Source organism: Moraxella sp. TY6 (genome assembly GCF_048551375.1).
Classification (GTDB): Bacteria; Pseudomonadota; Gammaproteobacteria; order Pseudomonadales; family Moraxellaceae; genus Faucicola.
Genome location: NZ_JBLYZJ010000007.1, coordinates 128,532 through 151,472, shown reverse-complemented (window position 1 = coordinate 151,472; position 22,941 = coordinate 128,532). Strand labels below are relative to the sequence as shown.

The following is a 22,941-nucleotide window of genomic DNA, read 5'->3' as shown; positions in this document are numbered from 1 at the left end:
TCATGCAACTCCACCAATTCAACTTATCCCAAACCCTACAAACTAAGCTTCAAAGCGTTGCCAATCTTGAATTTGACCAATTTGCCATTGATAGCCGAAAAGTCACCAATGGCAATGCCTTTATCTTGCTAAAAAGCCAAAATCCCAACGCCAAAACCGATATGGCTACCCTACAAGGCTACCTTGACCAAGTCAAAGACAAGGCGGTATTTGTGCTATCTGAGCTGGATGTATCAGCGATTGCGAATCACTATAATTTTCCGATTGTAACGATTGTCAATATCCGAGATATGTTGGGGGATATCATCGCTCAAAGTCTGCAACTGGCTGACCCCATCAAGCTTCCCACCATCATCGCCACTACAGGCACGAATGGCAAAACCACCGTAAGTCAGCTTGTCGCCCAGTTGGTGAGCCATGCAGGTAACAAAACTGCCATCATGGGAACAGCAGGTAATGGTTTAATTGATGCCAATGGCTTACCAGTCTTGACCCCTGCCACCCATACCACGATGGAAGTGTTTAATCTGCATCATGCGGTATATGATTTTGCAAAACAAAACGTGCAAGTATTATCCATCGAAGCCAGTTCACATGGCTTGCACCAACAACGTTTACAAGGGTTGCCAATCCAAGTCGCTATTTATAGCAATCTCAGCCGTGACCATCTCGACTACCATACCGACATGGACGACTATGCCAATGCCAAAGCTCGCCTATTTGACAAAGCCTATTTCCTAAGCCTGACCCATGCTATTATCAATTTGGATGATGAATTTAGTGCGTTGATGATAAATACTGCCAAACAATCGGGTGTCACGGTTTGGACGTATAGTTTGATGGATAATACAGCGGATTTTTTTGCCAAAAATATTGCCCCAAGTTTGAATGGTGTGGATTTGACCATTGCTACGCCACAAGGTGATTTAACGGTAAAAAGTCCGCTATTGGGGCGTTTTAATGTCGCCAATTTGCTTGCCAGTATCGCAGGGGCGGTTGCTATGGGCGTGTCGCTTGAACAGTTGCAAGTCGCTGTGCCGAATCTAAAAGGGGCGACAGGGCGTATGGATAGAGTAGCGTCAAAGGTTGGGGCGTTTATCGTGGATTATGCACACACGCCTGATGCCCTTGAGCAAGTGTTAACTAGCTTACGTCCGCATTGTGAGGGCAATTTGTGGGCGGTGTTTGGCTGTGGGGGCGACCGTGATAAAGGCAAACGTCCGCTGATGGCTCAAGTGGCGTTGAAGCTTGCGGACAAGGTAATTTTGACCGCTGACAATCCACGCACCGAAGACCCCAATGATATTCTCAATGATATGCAATCGGGCATGAGTTGCGAACAGCACGAAAAAGCCGAAATTGAGGCTGACCGCAAAACCGCTATCAATATGGCAGTACAACACGCCAAGCCGAATGATATCGTGGTGATTGCAGGCAAAGGGCATGAAACTTATCAAGAAATCAATGGGATACGCCATGATTTTGATGATAAACAAGTGGTGGCGGAAGCGATTGCCAAATTTAATAAGTAAGTTTGGGAAATAAATTTGGAAGATAAATGAACCCAACACTCATTCTTGATTTACCGTCAAAGTTTTATGGGATTTTGCAAACGGCTGTTAAAAATGAAATTCAGCGAATGCAAGTTTTGCTAGAGGATGACACTACGCCCGAAATGGTTTTGGCAGAGATGGACTACGGCAATGACCAATGGATTTTAAAGATGATTGCTGATGACCTTGCCAATCCCAATCATTATGTCGAAACTGAGTTTTATCAATTAAGCACAAACGCAGATAGTACAGAATATACCTTAACGAAGTTTGGCAAACCAATTTCTGATAACGAAAAACGGTTGTTTGTATTTTCTGCGACTGATTATAATCAAGCAATGGCAATTAGAAATCAATTTTTGGGCTTTGAGCCGTACAAACCGTTTTAAGTGCTAAGGATAAACCATGTTTGATACAGGACAGACCACTCAACCAAAAAATGGCAAAAAAATCTACCTAATCCGCCATGCCCAAAGTGAGTCCAATGCGGGCAAGTTGGTGCGACCCAATCATGAAATCAACATCACCGAATTGGGGCAGACCCAAGCCAATGAGCTTGCCGAGTGGTTGCAATCGCACATTAACGAGCCGATTGCTGATATTTTTATCTCGCAATATGTGCGTACACATCAGACCGCCAAGCCGTTTTTGGATAAAGTCGGTCGCAGTGCCACAATGATTGATGATTTGCATGAAATCAATTATTTGGACTTTGAGCGTATCAAAGATTTGTCATTTGATGAGATACGCAAGCTTGCCGATGAGTTTTGGCAAAAATCGCCAAGTCATCAAGATAGTGATGTGACCGATAGTTTTGAGCAGTTTGTTCAGCGTGTGAAGAATGTTAGAGCGTTTTTTGATGGCTTGCCCGATGGGACGTATGTGGTGTTTACGCATGGGATGTGGATTGGCATGTTGATGTGGCAGGTGTTGCTTGGCAATAGCCCTCGTGTGATGAATATGCAACGCTTTCGTGAGTTTGAGCTTGTGGTGCGACCGAAGAATTGTGAGGTGTTTTTGTTTGATGGTCTGGCTATTCACAAGGTGCGAAGTCGTAATGATGGCAATGATGATGAAATTCGTTAAAGTTCAGATAAAACAAAGCACTATACTGAAATTGATAGATTTTTTATGAATATCAAAACTAAAAAGAGAACTTAAAATGACCCCATATATTTGGCAAACCGAAAACCTAACTCAAGCCGTCCAAACCCTTAATCCCACTTGGCACGGCAAATTTACGACTACCGCCACACGCATTATCACCGACACCCGCAAAATCGAACAAGGCGATATCTTCCTCGCTATCAAAGGCGACAACTTTGACGGACACGACTATGTCCAAACCGCCTACGACAAAGGGGCATTGATGGCAATTGTCAGCCACCAAACCGCCTGCCAATTCCCCCAACTGATTGTCGATGACACTAAACTCGCCCTCGGACAACTCGGCAAATACCGCCGTGACCAACACCCCAACCTAAAAGTGGTCGCCATCACAGGCAGTATGGGCAAAACCACTGCCAAAGAAATGCTTGGCAGTATTTTAAGCGGTATCGCCCCAACGCTTGTGACTCGTGGCAATCTCAACAACGACTTGGGCGTTCCCATGATGCTCTTGGAACTCTGTGACGAACACCAATTTGCTGTAATGGAATTGGGGGCGAATCACGTTGGTGAAATCGCCTACACCACCCAGCTTGTTAGCCCTGATGTGGCATGCGTGCTAAATATCGGCACGGCGCATCTTGGTGAGTTTGGCGGACGTGATAATATCGCCAAGACCAAAGCCGAGATTTTTCAAGGCTTACAACAAGATGATATGCAACAGGCAGGCGTGGCGGTTGTGCCATTTGGCGATGATTATTTTGATAGTTTAATAGCACAAGCCCAACAGTTTACCCCAAATGTACTGACCTTTGGTGAGCGAGATGTGTCGCTTGCAGAGGCTGGGGTGGATATGGAGCAAGCCAAAGAAATTGGTTTGACCGATGAAGACACCGTGCTATTGATGGGCGATGTGTTTGCCGATGATGTGGATGTATTTGCCGACCACAGTGCCTTTAGCCTAAACGTCAATTTGGAAGTCGATGAGATTGACAGCCTTGATGTCTGCCTAAACTTCAGTGGTGAGCATAACATCGTTAATGCGTTAGCCAGTACCGCCTGTGCGGTGGCGTTGGGCGTGCCGTTAGAAACCATTGCGACAGGGCTAGAGAATGCCAAACCTGCTAAAGGGCGACTCAATTTTATTAATTTTACCAATCAAACAGCAAGCCACACCTTGATTGATGATACTTACAACTCTAACCCATCTGCAGTATTGGCAGGGGCGGATGTGCTGATTCAACAAGACGGTTATAAAGTGTTGGTGCTGGGTGATATCGGTGAATTGGGTGATGAAGCGGTGAGCGAACACGCCAAATTGGGTGAAAATTTAGCAAAATTGCCAGTTGATAATTTATTGGTCGTGGGTGATTTGATGGCTCATACCGCCCAATCTGCCAACGTAGAGCGAACTGATTTTGCCATTCATTTTGCCAATAAAGACAACTTGACTGCTCATTTACAATCGCTTTTGGCAGAGCAAAAATGTAGCGTATTGGTGAAAGGCTCACGGTTTATGGCGATGGAAACGGTATTACAACAAGTGATGGGGTAGGTGGTTAGCTATTCACTTGAAAATACGCATAATTTTACGTGATTTTTCACAAGAATTTTTTTACAATATTGCATTTTTAGTAAATTTTAACAATAAGCAGACCACCCCAAAGGAGAAACCTTGTGCTATTGTGGTTATTTGAATGGTTAGGACAGTTTTACTCGCCATTTTCGGCAGTATCATCACTGACCTTACGAGTGTTGTTGGCAGTATTGACGGCATTGGGTTTTAGTATGGCGTTTGGTGGGCGTGTTATCGCCAAGTTGCATACCCTCAAGTTTGGACAAGCGATTCGTGAAGACGGGCCTCAAAGCCACCTTGCCAAAAAAGGCACACCAACGATGGGTGGGGTGCTGATTTTGGCCAGTATCTTGGTGACGACCTTGCTATGGGCGAACCTTGCCAATCCGTATGTATGGATTTTGATGGTGGTGTTGGTAATCTTTGGGGCAGTCGGTTGGGCGGATGACTGGCTAAAAATCAAGCATAAAAATCCTGATGGCTTGATTGCTCGTAAAAAATACTTTTGGTTATCCATTGGGGCGTTATTTGTCGGTATTTCGCTGTATTTTATTGCCACTCAGCAAACGCATATTGCCACTGCCAATGCGATGCAAGATTTGCTGATTCCATTGTTCAAAAATTTATCCATTCCGTTCTCGGCTGTGCCGTTTGGCTTGGCGTTTATTATTTTTACCTATTTTGTGATTAATGGCACATCCAATGCGGTCAATCTCACCGATGGTTTGGACGGTTTGGCGATTTTCCCTGTGGTGTTGGTATCGGCAGGGCTTGGCGTGTTTGCCTATATTTCTGGTCATGCCAATTTTGCCAATTATATGCACGTTCCTTTTATTGCTTATAATGCCGAAGTCACTGTGGTTTGCGGTGCGATGATAGGGGCAGGGTTGGGCTTTTTATGGTTTAATGCACCACCTGCTCAGGTATTTATGGGCGATGTTGGCTCATTGGCGTTAGGCGGTATGCTTGGTACAATTGCGGTGATGACTCGCCAAGAATTTGTGCTATTTATCATGGGTGGATTATTTGTGGCGGAGGCGATTTCGGTGATGCTACAGGTCGGCTCTTACAAATTGCGTAAAAAACGAATTTTCCGTATGGCCCCTTTGCACCACCATTTTGAATTGGGTGGCTGGCAAGAAACCCAAGTCGTTGCACGCTTTTGGATTATTACCATTATCCTTGTGATTTTGGGATTGATGACATTAAAATTGCGTTAAGGCTTGACTCACTTTCGCCATCGCTAGTGGATAACCTCGTTGATTTGCCAATTGGTGGGCGAGGGTGTTCACTTCCTCCACTTCAATCACTTGCCAACTCAACCGCTTACGAGCCTCAATCGGCAATAGTTTCCCCTCAATCAAGGCTTCCACCACGCCATCCGCCACGTCAAGGGCGGAGTTGGCTTTGACGTTTTCGGCAATCGCATAACGTTTATCCGCAAATACTTGCAAATCCGCCACACGCACGCTGATATCATCGCTCGGCACTTGCTGACCACCATATAACGCATTATCAATCGGTGTCGCTGTCGCAAAATTGGGGATAAATTCCGCCACATAATCAATCGCCTTTTGCGTGCGATTTTGCAAGGTGGATTTATCCCAACCGTTCTCGATATAGTCGAGGTATTGCGGATTGATGGGCGGTTGCGAACTGGTGTCGGTGCTTTTGCTTAAGCCATCTTTAAACAGGGTAATGGCTTCGGTCATGCCATGTAATTGGAAAATCCCATTGGGATAGGGGGTAAACTGTGCCATGCCGTGTGGTGTGCCACGTTCACCATGAAAAATCATCTCAGGCAGTGGATAGCCAAAATTTTGCCAATATGCCAAATACGAAGCTTTAAACTCGACCATCCGCTCGACTTTCACGCCCACTTTATCATCAATTATACCTGTGCGAAAACCGCAGGCGTTGATGACATAATCAACATTAAAGGTTTTGACTTCGGCTTGTTCGGTTTGGTTTGTTTCAACAGTTATTTGCCAACCGTTTTCTGATTGGGTTAAATCAGTCACTTTGGTATGGGTCAAAACGTGGGCGTTTGGTAAATTGTCTAACTGCAAATGAGCTGAAGCCGATAGCCGAAAAATATTCCAGCCGTATTCTTGCACCGCTATCACAGGGTATTGCAGTTTGTCCAAATCCACCAGTTTGGCGTAACCAATCAGCCAATCATCCGTGGTTTGTGGATTCGCTACAAGGTCACATTTGGCTAAACTTTCCAACTCGTCACGCTGATAAACACGGTAGTAATCTTCGGCTTTGCCTAATACTTGATGACTGGGGTTTTGCTCAATCAAGGTTTGGTAAAAGGTTTGCAATAATTTTAGGCGTGGTAATAAATCACTGGCGGTTTGTGTATCTCGTGTTGGCACAGCGATAATGGTGGGACGTACGTCAATGCTATGTGGATATAGCCGAGCGATGTCGATACATTGACACATGAGGGTTTTGCAGTCGTCATCGCTGATTTCTCGGTACAGATTGCCCCCTGCGTGGAGGTGGCACATGGGTGGGGCGTTGATAAGACTGGCATTTTTCTCGAATAAATGCACGGTCGCCCCTGTCATGGCGAGGCGAATGGCGATGGTCGAGCCTGCCACGCCACCGCCGATGATGGCGACTTTGAGGGGCTTAGATAATGGGTTATTTTTGGTTGTCATTGTTATTATTTTTGGATAAATTTAAAAGCGTACCATAGCAAAAAAGGGTATTAGTTAATACCCCTTTTTGGTAAGTCTTTTTGAATCAAGCACTTTTTGTCAGTAACTTTTCACCTAATGCTAACAACTGTTTTAATTCGTCATTGGCTGGCATAGTGTCACCAAGCATTTCATTTACCAACTCAATTTCATTTTCGCTAAGATAATAAACTGGAATGTTATCAGTAAATTGCAAAAATTCTTTTTTATAGTCAGTGTTCACTGCTTTTATTTCCAAACACTATCAATACTGTCAGTTTCTAATAAGGTTTTGCAAATAGCTTCTTTAGTTTTTGCTTTTTGATGATACTTATGCGATTCATTAATTTCTGCTGTTAATTTTTTGCCTGTAAGTTCAGTCGCTGTGGCGTTTTCATACGCATAAACATCTGCACGAAGTGCCAGTAAATCTAAGGTTTTGAGCTTTGGGTCGCTACAAACGGCTTTATCATAAGCAGACTTAGGGCTTTTGCATTGTACAGGCGATTTTACTTTAGCATAATATTGATTGGAGTTCGCTAACTGAGCGTTTAGGTCTTGAAGATTGAGAGAGGAAACACAATCAGCATGGGCTACGCTCATCAATAATAAACCACTAGTGAATAAAGTTGTTTTAAAAAGCTTCATTGGTTTGTCCTTAATAGAAATTGTAAGTAATCCTGCTTATTTAATTTAGCTTAGATAATCATGTTTATCAATATAATCTCTTGAAAATATTTCAAATTTCTGAATATAACATGAATAAACTTTTTTCTGAACTTGTCGCTAACCCATGCTATAGCCTCTATCGTCAATCAAAAATTTTCCCTTTATTCATAATGCCATTGGGGTCAAATACCGCTTTCACGCCACGCAGATAGTCAATTTCCGTTGCCGAGCGAGTATAAGTGAGATACGGTTTTTTGGTCATGCCCACGCCATGCTCTGCCGAAATCGAACCGCCATATTTCTGCACGGTTTCAAACACTTTGACATTTACCACTTGGCATTTCTCAAAAAACTCTTCCTTGCTCATCGTATCAGGTTTTAGGATGTTCAAATGCAAATTGCCATCACCAATATGCCCAAACCAACACACTTGGAAATCTGGGTAATTTTCGCTGACGATTTTATCAATATCGGCAATAAAATCAGGCACATGGGTGATTAGCACCGATACGTCATTTTTGTAAGGGGTAAACACTGAGATGGTTTCAGAGATATACTCACGCAGTTTCCATAGCTCTTGGGCTTGGTGAATCGACTGGCTCATCACACCATCTAGCACCCAACCCGCTGCCATACAGTCCTCAAAAATCTGCATGGCGGTGTCCATGATTTGCTCATACGGGGCTTCAAATTCGAGCAAGGCATAAAATGGGGCATCGGTTTCAAACGGCTTATGCACATGACCTGTGGCGAGTAGTTTCTCGACTGCCACCTCATCAAAAAATTCAAAAGCGGTCAAATCCATTTGGCTTTGAAAGGCGGACAAAATCTGCATGACATTGGCAAAGGCTGGCACGCCTAGTACCATGACGGTGAGGTTTTTGGGTGGGCGTTCGAGGCGGATTTGGGCTTCGGTGACGATGCCGAGCGTTCCCTCTGCCCCAATCAATAACTGGCGTAAATCATAGCCTGTGGCGTTTTTTATCATGCCGTTATTGAGCTTGAGGATATCGCCTTTGCCTGTGACCACGGTCAAGCCTGCGACCCAGTTGCGAGTCATGCCGTAGCGAATCACCTTGATACCGCCTGCATTCGTGCCGATGTTGCCACCGATTTGGCTTGAGCCTGCGGAGGCAAAATCGACAGGGTAGTACAGCCCTTGCTCCTCGGCATAGTCTTGCAAGGCTTTGGTGACGATACCTGCTTCGACATGAACAAGGCGGTCAGCAGGGTAGAAGTCAATGACTTTGTGCATTTTATCAAGGCTGACCACCACTTCACCGTTACTGGCAACTGCCCCAGCCGATAGCCCAGTACGTCCGCCACTTGGGGTAATGACAATGCCGAGTGCGTTACATTGTTTGACGATGGTTTGCACTTGTTCGGTGGATTTTGGGAATAAAATCGCACTGGCGTTGGGTTCAAAGTGTTTTGTCCAGTCTTTGCCCCAAAAGGCGAGGCTGTCGGCATCGGTTTTGATTTGCTGTTCGTCAAAACCTTGGGCGGTAAGATGGTCGATAAGGGTTTGGATGGTCATCTTTGGTACTCTTTACACTAAGTTTTCTAAATTAGGCATTAGGAATGAGAAAAAATGGGATGAATTTTAATTTTGGAATAAACTGATAAAAAATTACGTCCCTTGCTCATTTGATTTAATAGGGCATTGACTTCTTTTTGTTGCTGTTCGATATCGTCCGTATCGCTAAAACGGTCTTGCCACATGGTATAAAAATTCAGTTCACCTGTCGGTTCTTCGGTCTTATTGGTATAAATGGGTTGTTGTGAATCCAACAACATTAAAGCATTTTGATAGGCATATTCTTGAATAAAATCTGCCATCGCCATGCCTGCGATTTGCGAAGCTTGCTCAATGACGGCTTGCTTTTCTGGGGCAAAATCTAACGCTATCATTTTATTTTCCTTTTTATCAAAAATTTAACCGTATTAACACCAAAAGTTAGACCTTATGCCGTTTAATGTTATCGATATTCAGCACAAATTTATTCGCATTTATGATACCATATTCCCCATTCCAAAAAGCACCATCCCCCTGCAAAACCTTAAAAAAGAGGTAATCATGGCACAAAATCTTTCGCTCGAAAAAGACAAAATCCGTTTTCTAATGCTCGAAGGCTTGCATGACAATGCGTTCAAAGTGTTGCACCAAGCAGGGTACAACAACATTGAAAACATCAGCACCGCCCTCGACCCAGAAGAACTTGCCGAAAAAATCAAAGACGCACACTTTATTGGCATTCGCTCACGCACCAACTTAACCAAAGACATCCTCGAAAAAGCCGAAAAACTCATTGCGATTGGCTGTTTTTGTATTGGTACAAACCAAGTCGATTTGGATTCGGCTCGTGAGCTTGGGATTCCTGTGTTTAACGCCCCATTCTCAAACACTCGCTCAGTCGCAGAATTGGTACTTGCCGAAATCATCATGCTAATGCGTGGTATCCCAGAAAAAAATGCCGTTGTACATCGTGGCGGTTGGAATAAATCTGCCAAAGACAGCTACGAAGTGCGTGGCAAAACCTTGGGGATTGTCGGCTATGGCTCAATCGGCTCACAGCTATCAGTATTGGCAGAAAGCCTAGGCATGAAAGTCATCTACCATGATGTCATCACCAAATTACCATTGGGTAACGCTCGCCAAGTCGCAAGCCTTGATGAACTGTTGGCGAATGCCGATGTGGTCACGCTACACGTGCCAGACTTACCAAGCACTCGCAATATGATTACCGCCACCGAATTGGCAAAAATGAAGCCAAAATCTCACCTGATTAATGCCGCTCGTGGCAAATGTGTGGATATTGACGCATTGGCAGATGCACTCAAAAGCGGTCATATCATTGGGGCGGCGATTGACGTATTCCCCAAAGAGCCAAAATCGGCTGATGAAGAATTTGAATCGCCATTGCGTGCCTTTGATAATGTGATTTTGACCCCACACGTTGGTGGTTCAACCCAAGAGGCTCAAGCCAATATTGGGCTAGAAGTTGCCGAAAAATTCGTGCGTTATTCAGATATGGGTGATACTGCAACGTCTGTGAACTTCCCGAACATCAGCCTACCACAAAAAGAAGGTACGCACCGTTTGCTCCACATTCATAAAAACGTACCAGGGGTATTGTCGCAAATCAATAAATCGTTTGCCGATGCCAATATCAATATCTTTGCTCAAAGTCTGATGACGGAAGAAGATGTGGGTTATTTGGTGATGGATGTGGGTGATGGCGATTCGCAAAAAGCCCTTGATGCCCTAAAACAAATCCCAGAAACCATTCGTGTTAGGGTGTTGTTTTAATACAAGTTTTTAAAGTAAAAAGGGCGTATTGAATACGTCCTTTTTAATTTTTTAATCACTTCGCTAAAATTTTTGACAACTCTTCCACCAAAGCAGGCTTTCGCCCACGGTTAGCAGTTTTGGTGGAAAACTGCGTAATCCAATGTTGTACACTGGCTGTCCAAGCCGATTTGCCTTGCGGAAACTGTGCCATCGCTTGACTGATTTCGGTGGCAAAGGTTTGATATTCTTTGCGACTGGATAAATGGTCAATACGTTGTTGCCATGATTTACGGTAAAAATCTATTAACCATGTCATGTCTTGTTTGGCAATTTTGTCAGCATATTTATCAATTAAATATTTCATGCCTAACTTTTTTAACAAGTTAACCAATTCATTATCTTGCCCCTCAAGGTCATAAAATTTTGCCAATATTTCATATTTTTTGGCTTTTAAAAGTTGGTTTTGGGTCGTGTTTCTAACCTGCTCCCAGTCTTTATTATCAAAGGTATTTTTCCAAATAGCCATATATTTTTTATTCAGTTCATAGTTGTTGAAAGTCAAAATTTCGCTGATTTCTCGTACCAATTTTACATCATTGATTTGCTCACCAATCTGTACCAACTGCTCATACCATGTGGTTTGTTGGTTTTGAAATTTGGTCGTGCGGATACCCTCATTGATTAAGGCAATGGCTTCATCAAACTGGGATTTTTGTAGCAATCTATCAATCTTTAATTGACGTATTTTTGGTAAATTTAAGTGTTTATCAATTTCAGCTTGGGTGTCCTGTCCCAAAGAATCCAGCACTTGCCATTTAAACTTGAGCAAGCTATCTAATTGATAGCTTTGATATTTTTCTGCTCTTTCAATCACTTGATTCAGCCACTTCATTGCTTCATCTTGCTGATTCAAGCTCCACAAAAAATCAAACCAAAAACGCTCAATACTGGTAACACTGGTATATTGACCCCGTAAAGTACCTTGTCGCCAACTATCTGCTAAAATCGATAGCTGTTGAATCATATCGTTGTCCATCTGCGACGTGACTGGCATAAAGTCTTGATACCAGTCAGCATGATAATCATTAATAGCGAAACATTGTTCGGATAAAACGGCAAGGCAAAGTATCAAGGTATCGTCAACTTCGTCATAAACCTCATCATAGGTGCTAAGTGCAATATCAATCCAAGTACAGGCGATTTGGCGTAAATAATGCGGTTGACACTGAAATTCAGCGAATAAATCCTCAAGGGCTTGGCTTTGCTCATCAAACACAAATTCTTCCCAATCGTTGAATTCATCTAGGGTCAAGATTCGGTTAATGCGTTGTTGGATGGTTTTTTGGACTTGGTCATCTGTGGGATATCGGGGTTTTTGGTGGGGTGTCGCTTTGTTTGGTTGATGGGCGTGTTTGTTTGCCCATAATATCCAGTCTTGTTCTAAGTTTAGATATTTATCTGATAAATAGGTGATAAATTCAATAAGTTGGGTTTTGTCAAAACTGGCAAGTTGGTCGCTAAGGCTAGGGGCTTGCGTTTTGGGCGTATCATTGACGGTGAGGATTTGGTCTTGTAGTTTTAGCAATACGGCAACTTGGTGTTTGCAGTTATCTTCGTATTCACAGGTACAATCCATGTTATCAATAAAGATATCGCCCCAGCCATTTTTGGATAGTTCGATTTCGACTCGATAACGCTGATTGCCTTGAACAATGGCTGTCCAATGGTTGTCGTAGTCATTGCGTAGGTTTAGCACCTCACCGTTTTTGTGATAGCCAATCCCACGTTCGATGATTTTAGGGTTGAAAAGTTGTTTAAAGTTACGGAGTAATGTGGGCATGATTAGAGTTCTTTGTGTAATGTAAAGTAATCAACCAGTTCTTTGGCACTGGGGCAATTCGGGTGATTGGCAGAATTTTCGATAGAAAATCCATGATGTTTGGTCATTTGTTTGGCTAATAAAACCTTTGAGCCAATCCCACGAACTTTTAACTGCATGATAATTTCTTTAATTCTATCAAAGGGCATGGTTACTGTTTGCTCTGGGTACGTTTCTAACGCAAAATTTTCTGATTTCAAGAATTTTTTCATCGCTTGCGTATCTGCCAAAAACCAAGCTTCGATGGCTTTGACAGCGACAAAAACCAATTCGATTTTTGCATGATAAATACGTTGTCTAACATCAGCAATGCTAGCGTTATTTTCCAAATCAGTCAAAACGAAGATTTTATCAGGCTGACCTTGTTCGATAGCCTTAATGGATGGTTCAATATTTTTGGGTAATAGATTGCCACCACCTTTGGCATTAACAACAGGGTCTATCAACTCATAGCCATGTTTTTGCAAAAATGCTCGGAACTGCTCCGATTCAATGATGATTTTTTCGGTTTCACCCTCTACGATAAAGCCAACTTTTACCATGGCAGACCGCCGTTAAGCAAATTCATTAGCCATGCAGTATCTAGGGGAATTTGGCTCTTATCTACGCCAGAATCTTTAACACTTTTGATTTTGGTAATACCTTGCTCTTTACTGACAAAAAACAGCTCATCAAGCTCCAATTCTCGTACCACGGATTCGCTATGGGTTGTTAAAATAATGGGATGATGGTGGCTGGCGTGCTGTCTGATAAAGCCAATCAATTCACCAATCGCTTTGGGGTGTAGTCCACGCTCTGGTTCTTCGATGATGGTAATGCCTGCTTTTTGGGTGCGTGTTAATACTGCTACTAGCATAGATAGAGCATATATCGTGCCATCTGATACCATGTGAGCAGGGAATTTCTTGCCACTTTCTTCTTCAAACTGAATGCTTTTTGAGCCGTCAAGTTGTCGATTATCGCTAATGACATTTTGCATTTCGGGAACGATAAGACATAACCAGTCAAGGATAGTGGCTCGCATTTCGTCATCTTGCTCTAAATTGGCAAGGATATTGGCAAGGTTACTACCGTCAGATTTTAGGTGAATACTATTGTCAATCGATGGCTTCTTTGCTTCGAGATGGTTAATGCGGAAAATTTTGATGTTTGATAAAGTTGAAACGAATGTTTCCAGTTCCTCAATTTGACTAATCTGGTTTTTATATATTTGAACTAAACTAAATTCTTCATCAATATCTAGATAACGAATTTTATCTTCATAATCTCTAATTTTTAAGTTGATATCAAATAATTCTAGACTAATCTCATTTAATTTTTTTATATCGAAGTAAGCTGACTTATAATTTTCAGTAGTTTTATTTTGAGCAATCTGCTTTTCTAAAATAAAATTAATTCTATCAATTTCTTCCTCTAGAATTTTTTTTTGTGAATGACACTCATCAATTTTTTCTTGTAATTCTTCTTTTGAAAATGTGAAGTTTGCATTAGCATCATAAAGGACAAAATTTTTGGGGAAATATAATCTTTCATTTTTGATTTTATTACTTTTAATGACTATTTCATACAGTATTCTATCGTCAAATTTTCCTTGTTTTACCTTATAAGTTATTTTATCTTTCAAGTTTATACTTTGGGCGAGCTTCTCAACATTTTCAGTCAATAGCTGACTCAATAACTCTAAGGCATCAACAAAATTACTTTTACCTGAGCCATTTGCCCCAGCCAAAACCATCAAAGGTGGAATATCCTCAATCACAATATTTTGAATACTTTTATAACCACTGATTTCAAGGCGTTTAAACGCATAATTTTGTTCAGAACCCATCACTCATCACCTTGTAAAATTCAGCCAATTTAATCAAACATATAACAAAAAGCCCCATCAAATCATGACAGGACTTTGAAAAAATTTCAATAATTAATGTCTAACATTAACCACCAATCTTTTTATATTTCATACGTTTTGGCTCGGCATCCCCACCCAATTGTTTTTTGCGATACGCCTCAAACTCAGAGTAGTTACCATCAAACCAAATCGGACCTTCATCCTCAAACGCCAAAATATGCGTCGCAATACGGTCTAAGAACCAGCGGTCATGCGACACCACCATCACCGTACCTGGGAACACTTCCACCGCATCTTCCAACGCACGCAAGGTTTCCACGTCAAGGTCATTTGACGGTTCATCCAGTAACAGCACGTTTGCCCCTTGCTTTAAGGTCTTGGCAAGTTGCAGACGGTTACGCTCACCACCCGACAGGCTACCGACCAGTTTTTGTTGGTCTTGACCTTTAAAGTTAAAGCGTCCGATATAGGCACGGCTTGGCGTGGTGTATTCGCCAACGGTAATCATGTCCAAGCCGTCCGATACTTCTTCCCACACGGTTTTCTTATCGTCAAGCTCATCACGCACCTGACCGACATAAGCGACTTTGACTGACTCACCGACTTCAACCGTACCAGTGTCAGGCTTGTCTTTGCCAGTAATCATGTTAAACAGCGTGGTTTTACCTGCACCATTCGGACCAATGATACCAACAATCGCCAAAGGTGGCACGGTAAATGATAGGTTTTCGTATAGCAAACGGTCGCCAAACGATTTAGAAATATTATCCACCACGATGACTTTATTCCCCAAACGTGGTCCTGGTGGAATGTAGATTTCAGCGGTTTCATTGCGTTGTTGGAACTCACGAGAGTTCATCTCTTCAAATCGCTCGATACGAGATTTAGACTTGGCTTGCTGACCTTTTTGGTTTTTACGCACCCACTCAAGCTCTTGTTTCAAGGCTTTGGCAAAGGCTTCTTCTTGCTTTTGCTCTTGCTCTAGGCGTTTGTTTTTCTGCTCTAGCCAGTCGGTGTAGTTGCCTTGGTATGGGTAGCCATAGCCACGGTCAAGTTCCAAAATCCACTCAGCAACATTGTCAAGGAAATAGCGGTCATGGGTAATCGCCACGATTGTGCCAGAGTAGTCTTTAAGGAATCGCTCAAGCCACGCCACTGATTCTGCGTCCAAGTGGTTGGTTGGTTCGTCCAACAACAGCATATCAGGTTTTGATAGCAATAGACGACATAGGGCAACACGGCGTTTTTCACCGCCCGATAGCTTGCTGACATCGGCATCCCACGCAGGTAAGCGTAGGGCATCGGCGGCTTTTTCGAGTTGGGTGTTTAGGTTATGAGCGTCCCATGCTTGGATGATGTCTTCCATCTTGCCTTGTTCGGCGGCAAGTTTGTCAAAGTCGGCATCGGGCAAGGCGTATTCGCCATAGATTTCGTCAAGGCGAGCCAATGCATCTAGGGCTTCACGCACGCCATCTTCGACATTGCCACGCACGTCTTTGGCAGGGTCGAGCATTGGTTCTTGGGCGAGGTAGCCGATTTTGATACCTGCTTGGGCACGGGCTTCACCGTTAAACTCGGTGTCCACGCCTGCCATGATTTTTAGCAAGGTTGATTTACCTGCACCGTTCAAGCCTAATACGCCAATCTTCGCCCCAGGAAAGAAAGATAGCGAGATGTCTTTGAGAATCTCACGCTTGGGGGGAACAATTTTTGACACCTTGTTCATGGTGTAAATATATTGAGCCATTTGGATAAGTTTCCTAGAATTAAAGTTTAAAATCTTTACAAAACCATGCGATATTATAGGCTAAAATTCAGATAATGCCTATCTGAATAGGGTTTTAAATGATTTTACAAAAGCAAAAAAATTTTCTATGATTGAGCATAGTTCATAACATTTAATGGAGAAAAAAATAATGTCACAATTTGATGAAGACCTAGCAGAAAAATATGGACTGACAGGCGAGAAACTTCAACAATTTCATCAGTCTTTAGATAAGCTATATGAAGATTACAAGGGCAAAGGTGGTGATTATTACTATTTGTATGAAAGTTTTCTCAATGTCTTGACTGAATTTGGTATCGAGCGTGACAATATAGATTCTCTTGTGAAAGATTTATACAATTCTAGTGAGCATAGACGTTTAATTACAGAATTTTCGATGAGCGTCACAGTCTGTGGCGACCTTTTTCAAGATAAGTTTTTTGACACCTGTGAGCGAATCATGCGATTTCAATACGATGATAGCGAAGACCGTGATGATGAAGCAGAAACGCCTTGGGATTTAAACTAAATTAACATTAACTAAAAAAGGAAAAAATATGACTACCATTACCCATAACGAACAAACCCAACGATTTGAAATTCAAAAAGACGGACATACCGCCTATCTTAGCTACCAACCGCAAGGCGATACACTGGTATATGACCATACTATCGTGCCAGAAGCGTTGGGTGGACAAGGTTTGGCAAAACAACTGACCCAACACGCCCTTGACTACGCACGTGAGCAAGGCAAAAAAGTCGTACCTGCCTGTTCATTTGTGGCAAGTTTTATCCAAAAAAATCCTGACTATGCGGATTTGGTGGCTTAAATTAGGAAAAATTTTGTAGAGGTAGGTTGTAGGGATGGATTACGTAGACACTCCACCCCTACAAATAACATTTTGGTGTCAGCCCTAGCTTTCAGAACGCTGACGAATCACGGTTAAGCTGTCATCAACCAATAATTTACCATCAACAAACACATCTTCCAGTAAATTGGTAGCATTAGCCAGTTCATCTTCTCGAATCGTTATCAAGTTCTCTGCTTGATTGACCAATGCCAAACGTCCTTTTTTACTGCGTTTATTGACACTGGTAATTGGGTCTTTATACACGTCACGCCATTCGCCAGCAACCATCGCCGCACTAGTTTTCATGGCGAAGTTCAATGTATCACGATTAACTTGTTGTAACAGACCGCCACCCATACCAAAGGTGATGTTCTCACTGCTAAAACCTGCCTGTAGCACGGCTTCGATGATTTTGCCAATGCTGGTTGGATTGATACCATCGCCTTGAATCAGACGCACGCAATTTGGCAAAACTTTATAGCCTTTGCTATTGGTGGTTGTGCCGAATTTTACTGCCAAGCGTTGCAATGCCTCACGCACCACTTTGATGGGGTCGCCACTATCTGGGCGAATCACGAGCGTACCGCCCATTTTTTCTACTTGCTCTTTGAGTTCGCCACCCCAAATATTGTCAATCGCATTCCACAAATCATAGCTGTCACTTACCACTGCCACGATTTTGCCGTCACCGCCAAATTGGGTCAGCATATTGGCATACGCCTCGGCTTCATGCTCACGCCCCCACGAAGTCATGGTGCTATGCTCGGCAGCAGGAATCGAAAATGCAGGCATACTTTTATCTTCGCTTGAGCCGTCCATGCCGTACCAACGGCTTGCCCCAATGAGCGCGGACAGCGTGTCTGTGCCTGAAAAATTCACCAAATGAGCCAAACCGCCTAGACTGGCAGATTCTAGGCTCGACACGCCCCTTGCCCCAAAATCATGCAGTTTAAAGGGTAAACTATCCAAATTATCCGCTGATTTTTCTAATCCTGCTTTGATGATTTGTTTGCAGTAATATGACAAGCTTGCGACTGTGGTCGGATACCAAATTGCTCGCAATAAGGACGTTTCGATATAACTGGTGAGCCAAAAAAATTCTGGGTCGGTATTGACCACTTGGCATAGCACTTGTCCTGTAGCAACGACTGTGCCTTCTGGCACGGCTTGAATGCGGAGTGGTAGATAACCGTCATATTTGTCAAGCAAGCGTTGCCAACCTGTTTCGTTAAATGGCACACCGTGAGCGGTAAGAACGGTTTTTGCCTCGTCAATGTCGGTTTGGGTAATGGGCTTGGTCAGGTATTCTTTCAAAAAGGCTTGTAACCCAAAAAATAGCACGTTGTCAAACGCATTGGTGCTTGTGCCACGAGCCTCGATATAGCTAGACACATATTCGGTATTGGGTGGATATTGCACCCAATGCGAGGTTTTGTAGCTATCGGTGTTAAGAATCAAATTGCTAAAGTTTTGGCTAAACATCACAGAAATCCTCTGTTGATTGGGTTAAATCTTGAAAAATCAAAGATTTGACAGGAAATTCCCAAACCGTCTATCAGTTTGGAATGAAAATTTACAATCCCACCATTTTACAGATAATGGCATAATGGTCTTCAAACAATTTATCCGCTTTTAACTCCGCCAACGGCAACCAAAACGCTTTTTTGGCATCATCACCGCCTTTGACCGGAGGCAAGCCTTTGGGGTCATTTTTTAACACAAAATAAAACGCTTGGGTAATGGTACGCCCACGAGCCGAGCGGTATGGGTCATCAAAGGTATGCTGACTATGGCGAGAGCCTCGCAATACCGCCTCTGGCACTTTGAGGCGAGTTTCTTCACGCAATTCACGGATACAGGCATCAAACAGCGTTTCTTTGGGGTCGATAAATCCGCCAGGTAACGCCCACAGCCCTTGCCCTGGCATACTTCTACGCTCTACCAATAAAATATGCCCAGACTGAATCACCACCGCATCCACCGTCATAAAAGTCGGTGGGTAAGGGGTATCTTCCCATTGTTTTTTGTATTTATCAATAAAGCCTGCTTCATCGTGAAGTTGTTGATAATCAGCGGATTTTTTTACCGCTTTCATCACTTTGGCAGTGGATTCAGGCACGACATTTTGGAGTGGGTCTGCCCCCAGCAAAAATCCCTCACGAATCGGCGTGGCGGATAAATCCATAAAATTAGGTACGCCCACTGATTGCCAGTTGGGGAACAGTGATAGGTAGTAGGAGGAGCTGTCTTTGGAATGCCCTATCAAGCCGATATTAGCGTTGAGGTCGCCTGTGACCGACTTGACGCACTGCTGAACGTATTGTAGCCATTTGGTGTCGTTATATAAGGCATCGTCTAGCCCAACGCAATGAATGCGTTTGGCTTCGGCTTTGTCATACGCCCCCAAAATCATCTCGGTACGCTCGGCAACGGTAAAGCTATTGCGAATACTGCGAGGCAAATTGGCAGAACCAATCAGCATGATGACGTTTTCGGCAAGTTTTAGGGCTTCATCAATAACGGCTTTATGCCCAAGATGAAACGGTTGAAAACGCCCAATAAAGACGAGATAATCAAATTGATAGCCTTTTTTATTTTTGGGTTGGCTAAAGCGTTGGTTGTCAAGCTCTAGGCTGTCATCGGCTTTGGCAGGCGTTTTTGCAGTTTTGGTCGTTTTTGTAGGTTTTTGGGCGGTTTTTGGCATGACGCAAACTCCTTGCGGTAAATAAAACCATTGGTCTATCCGTTGGTTTTTTGGTTTTGATAAATGCAATCGTAATCGGTTTATCATGCCAAAATATTCAACCCTTGCCAAGGGTTGGTTACATTTCTTTGCGTTAAGCCATGGCTAAATTGATTAGGCTTGGCTAAACTCATCAAAGGCTTCCATTGCGTCAGACGCATACATCAACGCAGGGCCACCGCCCATATACACACACATCCCCAAAGTTTCTGCCACTTCTGCACGAGTTGCCCCCAATTTTACCAAGGCTTTCATGTGAAAACCGATACAAGGGTCACAGCGTTGACTGACCGCAATGGCTAATGCAATCAACTCTTTTTGTTTTTTATCCAATGCCCCATCGGTTAACGCACTGCTTGATAACTCGCTAAAGGCTTTGAGGGTATTAGGGACTTCTTTGCGTAGTTTGCCCATATTGATTGACACACGTTTGGTAATATCATTGTAAGATTTGCTCATCATCCGCTCCAGTTGGTATAAAAATGAATTATTTTATTATTATACAAAATAATATATTAAAAATAAATATATTATTTTAACAAGTTGATAAATAAAAATCCCAACTAAAACACTCAAGATTTGCTATAATAACCGCAAAATGATGACATATGAACGAACGCAAAATTAGGGATTTGTTATGACTGATAATACTACTCCAAATTCAACTGAACCAACCAAAACCACCAATATTAGCATCACTGATTCGGCTCAAAGCTACTTGACCGAATTGCTTGCCAAACAAAATACCGATGGCATTGGCGTGCGAATTTTTGTCGAACACGCAGGCACGCCACGAGCCGAATGCTGTATGTCATACAGTCAGCCAGATGACCGCAATACCGAAGATTTAAAACTCGATTATCCGACCTTTACCGCTTATATCGACACGCCCTCATTGCCCTACCTTGAAGATGCGGTCATTGACTACAATAAAGACCGTTTTGGCGGTCAGCTCACCTTTAGAGCCCCTAATTCAAAAGTGCCAAAATTGGGCGAAAATGCCAGTCTGGAAGAGCGTATTAACTATGTCCTATCAAGTGAAGTCAATCCAAACCTTGCCTCACATGGTGGCAATGTTCAGCTTGTGGACTTGGTCGAAGAAGAAGGCGTGGGCATCACTGCGGTGTTAAAGTTTGGTGGTGGCTGTCAAGGTTGTTCGGCAGTCGATATGACCTTGAAGCAAGGCGTGGAAGTGACGTTAAAACAACAAATTCCAGAACTGACCCAAGTCATTGATGAAACCGACCATAGCTATACTGCTAATGCGTTTTATAAATGATATCAAATCCAAAATTTAGCTTGGTAGGGGCGTGTTGCATACGCCCAAAATGGCAAAGTATGATTTCTGATTTGATTTACCATACAATATGACACTGATTATGTTTTCACAAAAAAGCCCTTACACAACGTAAGGGCTTTTTTCTAATTATCACTAATTATTTTGATTGAAACCAGCTATCCGCACGGCTACGAGCGGTGGCGATGTCTTGGCTAGATAAGTTCAATGCCAATTGACCGATTTTACCTTGAGCACGACTACGGACTTCGCTTGATAGCATACCATCACGAGCGGCTAGGTCATACCATTTGTACGCATCGACCAGTTTACGCTCTTTTTCGTCTAGCATGGCAAGGGTGTAGCTGGCACGGTTATCACCCAATTTGGCAGCTTTTTCTAGCCAATAGCGAGCTTGTTGTGCGTTTGGCTGTAAGCCTTCACCACGAATATACATCATGGCAAGGTTAAGCTGTGCAGGTGCGATGTCTTGTTTGGCGGCGGTGGTGTACCAGTTGATGGCTTGTTGGTAATTTTGGGCGATACCCAAGCCTTTTTGGTAGCGTTTTGCTAGGAAGAATTGGGCTTGTTGGTTGCCTGATTTGGCTTGATTGATTAGCTCATTGGGTTGCATGGTGTCAAAACGTGAACTATTTAGCGGTACGTTTGACACGAGGTCAGCACTAGCGACACTTGAGATACCTAAGACTGTGGTCAACATGGCGATTTTAAATAATTTCATAAGTTACTCCAGTGGGCGAGTGAGGATGACCCATACCCAGCGTTGTCATTAAAATTTACGAAAATAACCCAGCTGAAATTATGATTCAGTGATGGGTTTTTATATGAATAAAAGTATAAACTTACTATAACTAATAGGGGATTTTGATAGTTTTAGGTTAACATTGTTGAATGTATGTTTCAATCAAAAACCAGCGAATGTTAATGATTGTTACAATATTTCTTAGGCGAAATATTGTAACAGGTCATCAATTGTCGTATATGGCGGATTATTTAGAGAAGTGATAAATTTTGGTTATTGTTTATATCTAATTGATAAATTATTTAAAATAATTCCTTACTGTTTGGTCACTCGATAAATCGCCACATCTGCCAATAGGTTGGCATTTTTTCGCACGATACTTGCCATCAAGGGTGAGTAGGGCTTTTCGCTTTCTTGCACGGCATAGCGGTTTAAAATCTTGATATCGTGGTCGGCACACAGTTGTTCAAAGTCTTTAAAGGTGCAAAGGTGAATATTGGGCGTGTTATACCATGCGTAGGGCAAAGCGTCCGACATTGGCATTCTGCCTTTAATCCCAAGCCAAATGCGGTTTTGCCAATGGGCGAAGTTGGGGAAAGTGACGATGACTTCACGCCCCACTCGAAGCATATCGAGTAGCAATTGGTCGGGGTTATCGACCGCTTGCAAAGCACGAGCCATGACCACAGTGTCAAAACTCTTGTCGGCAAAGCGTGATAAGCCGAGGTTAAGGTCCTGTTCGATGACGTTGATGCCTTTGGCGATACCGTCATTGATTTTGGCTTGGTCGATTTCGATGCCGTAGCCAAAGACGTTGAGGTTTTGTTGCAGGTGGGCGAGCAGTTCACCATCGCCACAGCCGAGGTCTAGCACTTTACTGTGAGGTCGAATCCATTGTTCGGCAAGTTGTTGGTCTATACGCATGAATTCC

23 protein-coding genes are annotated in these 22,941 nt (G+C 43.0%); 9 read left to right on the top strand and 14 right to left on the bottom strand.

The features are described from left to right. Positions 1-2: 2 nt before the first annotated feature. The 5 genes from ACK1U4_RS07210 to mraY all read left to right on the top strand — a co-directional run bounded on the left by ACK1U4_RS07210 (position 3) and on the right by mraY (position 5,456). Positions 3-1,532, top strand: a complete 1,530-nt coding sequence (locus ACK1U4_RS07210; RefSeq protein WP_419400209.1) for a UDP-N-acetylmuramoyl-L-alanyl-D-glutamate--2,6-diaminopimelate ligase — start codon at positions 3-5, stop codon at positions 1,530-1,532. Positions 1,533-1,558: 26 nt separating this feature from the next. Then, complete coding sequence (locus ACK1U4_RS07205; RefSeq protein ID WP_419400208.1) at positions 1,559-1,942, top strand: hypothetical protein; 384 nt, start codon at positions 1,559-1,561, stop codon at positions 1,940-1,942. Positions 1,943-1,958: 16 nt separating this feature from the next. Further along, positions 1,959-2,639: a histidine phosphatase family protein gene (locus tag ACK1U4_RS07200; protein ID WP_419400207.1), complete on the top strand. Its 681-nt coding sequence runs from the start codon at positions 1,959-1,961 to the stop codon at positions 2,637-2,639. 76 nt (positions 2,640-2,715) lie between these two features. Next, positions 2,716-4,215, top strand: a complete 1,500-nt coding sequence (locus ACK1U4_RS07195) for a UDP-N-acetylmuramoyl-tripeptide--D-alanyl-D-alanine ligase (protein WP_419400206.1) — start codon at positions 2,716-2,718, stop codon at positions 4,213-4,215. 122 nt (positions 4,216-4,337) lie between these two features. Next, on the top strand, positions 4,338-5,456 hold the full coding sequence (gene mraY / locus ACK1U4_RS07190) for a phospho-N-acetylmuramoyl-pentapeptide-transferase (RefSeq protein ID WP_419400205.1): 1,119 nt from the start codon (positions 4,338-4,340) through the stop codon (positions 5,454-5,456). Here the strand turns inward: mraY and ACK1U4_RS07185 are convergent. The 5 genes from ACK1U4_RS07185 to ACK1U4_RS07165 form a co-directional block, all read right to left on the bottom strand. Continuing rightward, a complete protein-coding gene (locus ACK1U4_RS07185; RefSeq protein ID WP_419400204.1) occupies positions 5,442-6,905 on the bottom strand; it encodes an FAD-dependent oxidoreductase in 1,464 nt (487 codons plus the stop codon). The genes mraY and ACK1U4_RS07185 overlap by 15 nt on opposite strands. An 85-nt stretch (positions 6,906-6,990) precedes the next feature. Then, positions 6,991-7,167: a hypothetical protein gene (locus ACK1U4_RS07180; protein ID WP_419400203.1), complete on the bottom strand. Its 177-nt coding sequence runs from the start codon at positions 7,165-7,167 to the stop codon at positions 6,991-6,993. Between the two features lie 5 nt (positions 7,168-7,172). Beyond that, positions 7,173-7,571: a hypothetical protein gene (locus tag ACK1U4_RS07175; protein WP_419400202.1), complete on the bottom strand. Its 399-nt coding sequence runs from the start codon at positions 7,569-7,571 to the stop codon at positions 7,173-7,175. 163 nt (positions 7,572-7,734) lie between these two features. Continuing rightward, on the bottom strand, positions 7,735-9,129 hold the full coding sequence (locus tag ACK1U4_RS07170; RefSeq protein ID WP_419400201.1) for an FAD-binding oxidoreductase: 1,395 nt from the start codon (positions 9,127-9,129) through the stop codon (positions 7,735-7,737). 38 nt (positions 9,130-9,167) lie between these two features. Continuing rightward, entirely contained in the window at positions 9,168-9,503 is a 336-nt protein-coding gene (locus tag ACK1U4_RS07165; protein ID WP_419400200.1) for a hypothetical protein, read from the bottom strand. A gap of 166 nt (positions 9,504-9,669) precedes the next feature. Between ACK1U4_RS07165 and serA the strand changes: the two genes are divergently transcribed. Continuing rightward, entirely contained in the window at positions 9,670-10,902 is a 1,233-nt protein-coding gene (serA, locus tag ACK1U4_RS07160; protein WP_419400199.1) for a phosphoglycerate dehydrogenase, read from the top strand. 55 nt (positions 10,903-10,957) lie between these two features. Here serA and ACK1U4_RS07155 read toward each other — a convergent pair whose 3' ends face one another. From ACK1U4_RS07155 to ettA, 4 genes are all read right to left on the bottom strand, one after another. Further along, the gene (locus ACK1U4_RS07155) at positions 10,958-12,724 is read right to left on the bottom strand and encodes an SWIM zinc finger family protein (RefSeq protein ID WP_419400198.1); all 1,767 of its coding nucleotides are present in this window, start codon (positions 12,722-12,724) and stop codon (positions 10,958-10,960) included. Positions 12,725-12,726: 2 nt separating this feature from the next. Next, the gene (locus ACK1U4_RS07150; protein WP_419400197.1) at positions 12,727-13,305 is read right to left on the bottom strand and encodes a hypothetical protein; all 579 of its coding nucleotides are present in this window, start codon (positions 13,303-13,305) and stop codon (positions 12,727-12,729) included. Beyond that, complete coding sequence (locus tag ACK1U4_RS07145) at positions 13,299-14,591, bottom strand: AAA family ATPase (protein ID WP_419400196.1); 1,293 nt, start codon at positions 14,589-14,591, stop codon at positions 13,299-13,301. Before ACK1U4_RS07145 ends, ACK1U4_RS07150 begins: the two co-directional genes overlap by 7 nt. Positions 14,592-14,697: 106 nt before the next feature. Further along, entirely contained in the window at positions 14,698-16,359 is a 1,662-nt protein-coding gene (ettA, locus tag ACK1U4_RS07140; protein WP_419400195.1) for an energy-dependent translational throttle protein EttA, read from the bottom strand. Between the two features lie 169 nt (positions 16,360-16,528). Here ettA and ACK1U4_RS07135 point away from each other — a divergent pair, with 169 nt between their 5' ends. Both ACK1U4_RS07135 and ACK1U4_RS07130 read left to right on the top strand, forming a co-directional pair. Beyond that, positions 16,529-16,906, top strand: a complete 378-nt coding sequence (locus ACK1U4_RS07135; RefSeq protein ID WP_419400194.1) for a hypothetical protein — start codon at positions 16,529-16,531, stop codon at positions 16,904-16,906. Positions 16,907-16,934: 28 nt separating this feature from the next. Continuing rightward, positions 16,935-17,207: a GNAT family N-acetyltransferase gene (locus tag ACK1U4_RS07130; protein WP_419400193.1), complete on the top strand. Its 273-nt coding sequence runs from the start codon at positions 16,935-16,937 to the stop codon at positions 17,205-17,207. Positions 17,208-17,291: 84 nt separating this feature from the next. On the opposite strand, the gene ACK1U4_RS07125 is transcribed toward ACK1U4_RS07130, so the two are convergent. The 3 genes from ACK1U4_RS07125 to ACK1U4_RS07115 form a co-directional block, all read right to left on the bottom strand. Further along, positions 17,292-18,710, bottom strand: a complete 1,419-nt coding sequence (locus tag ACK1U4_RS07125; protein ID WP_419400192.1) for a nicotinate phosphoribosyltransferase — start codon at positions 18,708-18,710, stop codon at positions 17,292-17,294. Between the two features lie 91 nt (positions 18,711-18,801). After that, positions 18,802-19,932: a bifunctional nicotinamide-nucleotide adenylyltransferase/Nudix hydroxylase gene (locus ACK1U4_RS07120; protein WP_419400191.1), complete on the bottom strand. Its 1,131-nt coding sequence runs from the start codon at positions 19,930-19,932 to the stop codon at positions 18,802-18,804. A gap of 153 nt (positions 19,933-20,085) precedes the next feature. Beyond that, the gene (locus ACK1U4_RS07115; protein ID WP_419400190.1) at positions 20,086-20,430 is read right to left on the bottom strand and encodes a carboxymuconolactone decarboxylase family protein; all 345 of its coding nucleotides are present in this window, start codon (positions 20,428-20,430) and stop codon (positions 20,086-20,088) included. A 178-nt stretch (positions 20,431-20,608) separates the two neighbouring features. Here ACK1U4_RS07115 and nfuA point away from each other — a divergent pair, with 178 nt between their 5' ends. Then, complete coding sequence (gene nfuA / locus ACK1U4_RS07110; protein ID WP_419400189.1) at positions 20,609-21,250, top strand: Fe-S biogenesis protein NfuA; 642 nt, start codon at positions 20,609-20,611, stop codon at positions 21,248-21,250. Between the two features lie 157 nt (positions 21,251-21,407). On the opposite strand, the gene ACK1U4_RS07105 is transcribed toward nfuA, so the two are convergent. Together ACK1U4_RS07105 and metW are read right to left on the bottom strand one after the other, a co-directional pair. Continuing rightward, the gene (locus tag ACK1U4_RS07105; RefSeq protein WP_419400188.1) at positions 21,408-21,989 is read right to left on the bottom strand and encodes a tetratricopeptide repeat protein; all 582 of its coding nucleotides are present in this window, start codon (positions 21,987-21,989) and stop codon (positions 21,408-21,410) included. Between the two features lie 336 nt (positions 21,990-22,325). Beyond that, positions 22,326-22,934, bottom strand: a complete 609-nt coding sequence (gene metW, locus ACK1U4_RS07100) for a methionine biosynthesis protein MetW (protein WP_419400187.1) — start codon at positions 22,932-22,934, stop codon at positions 22,326-22,328. Positions 22,935-22,941: the final 7 nt, after the last annotated feature.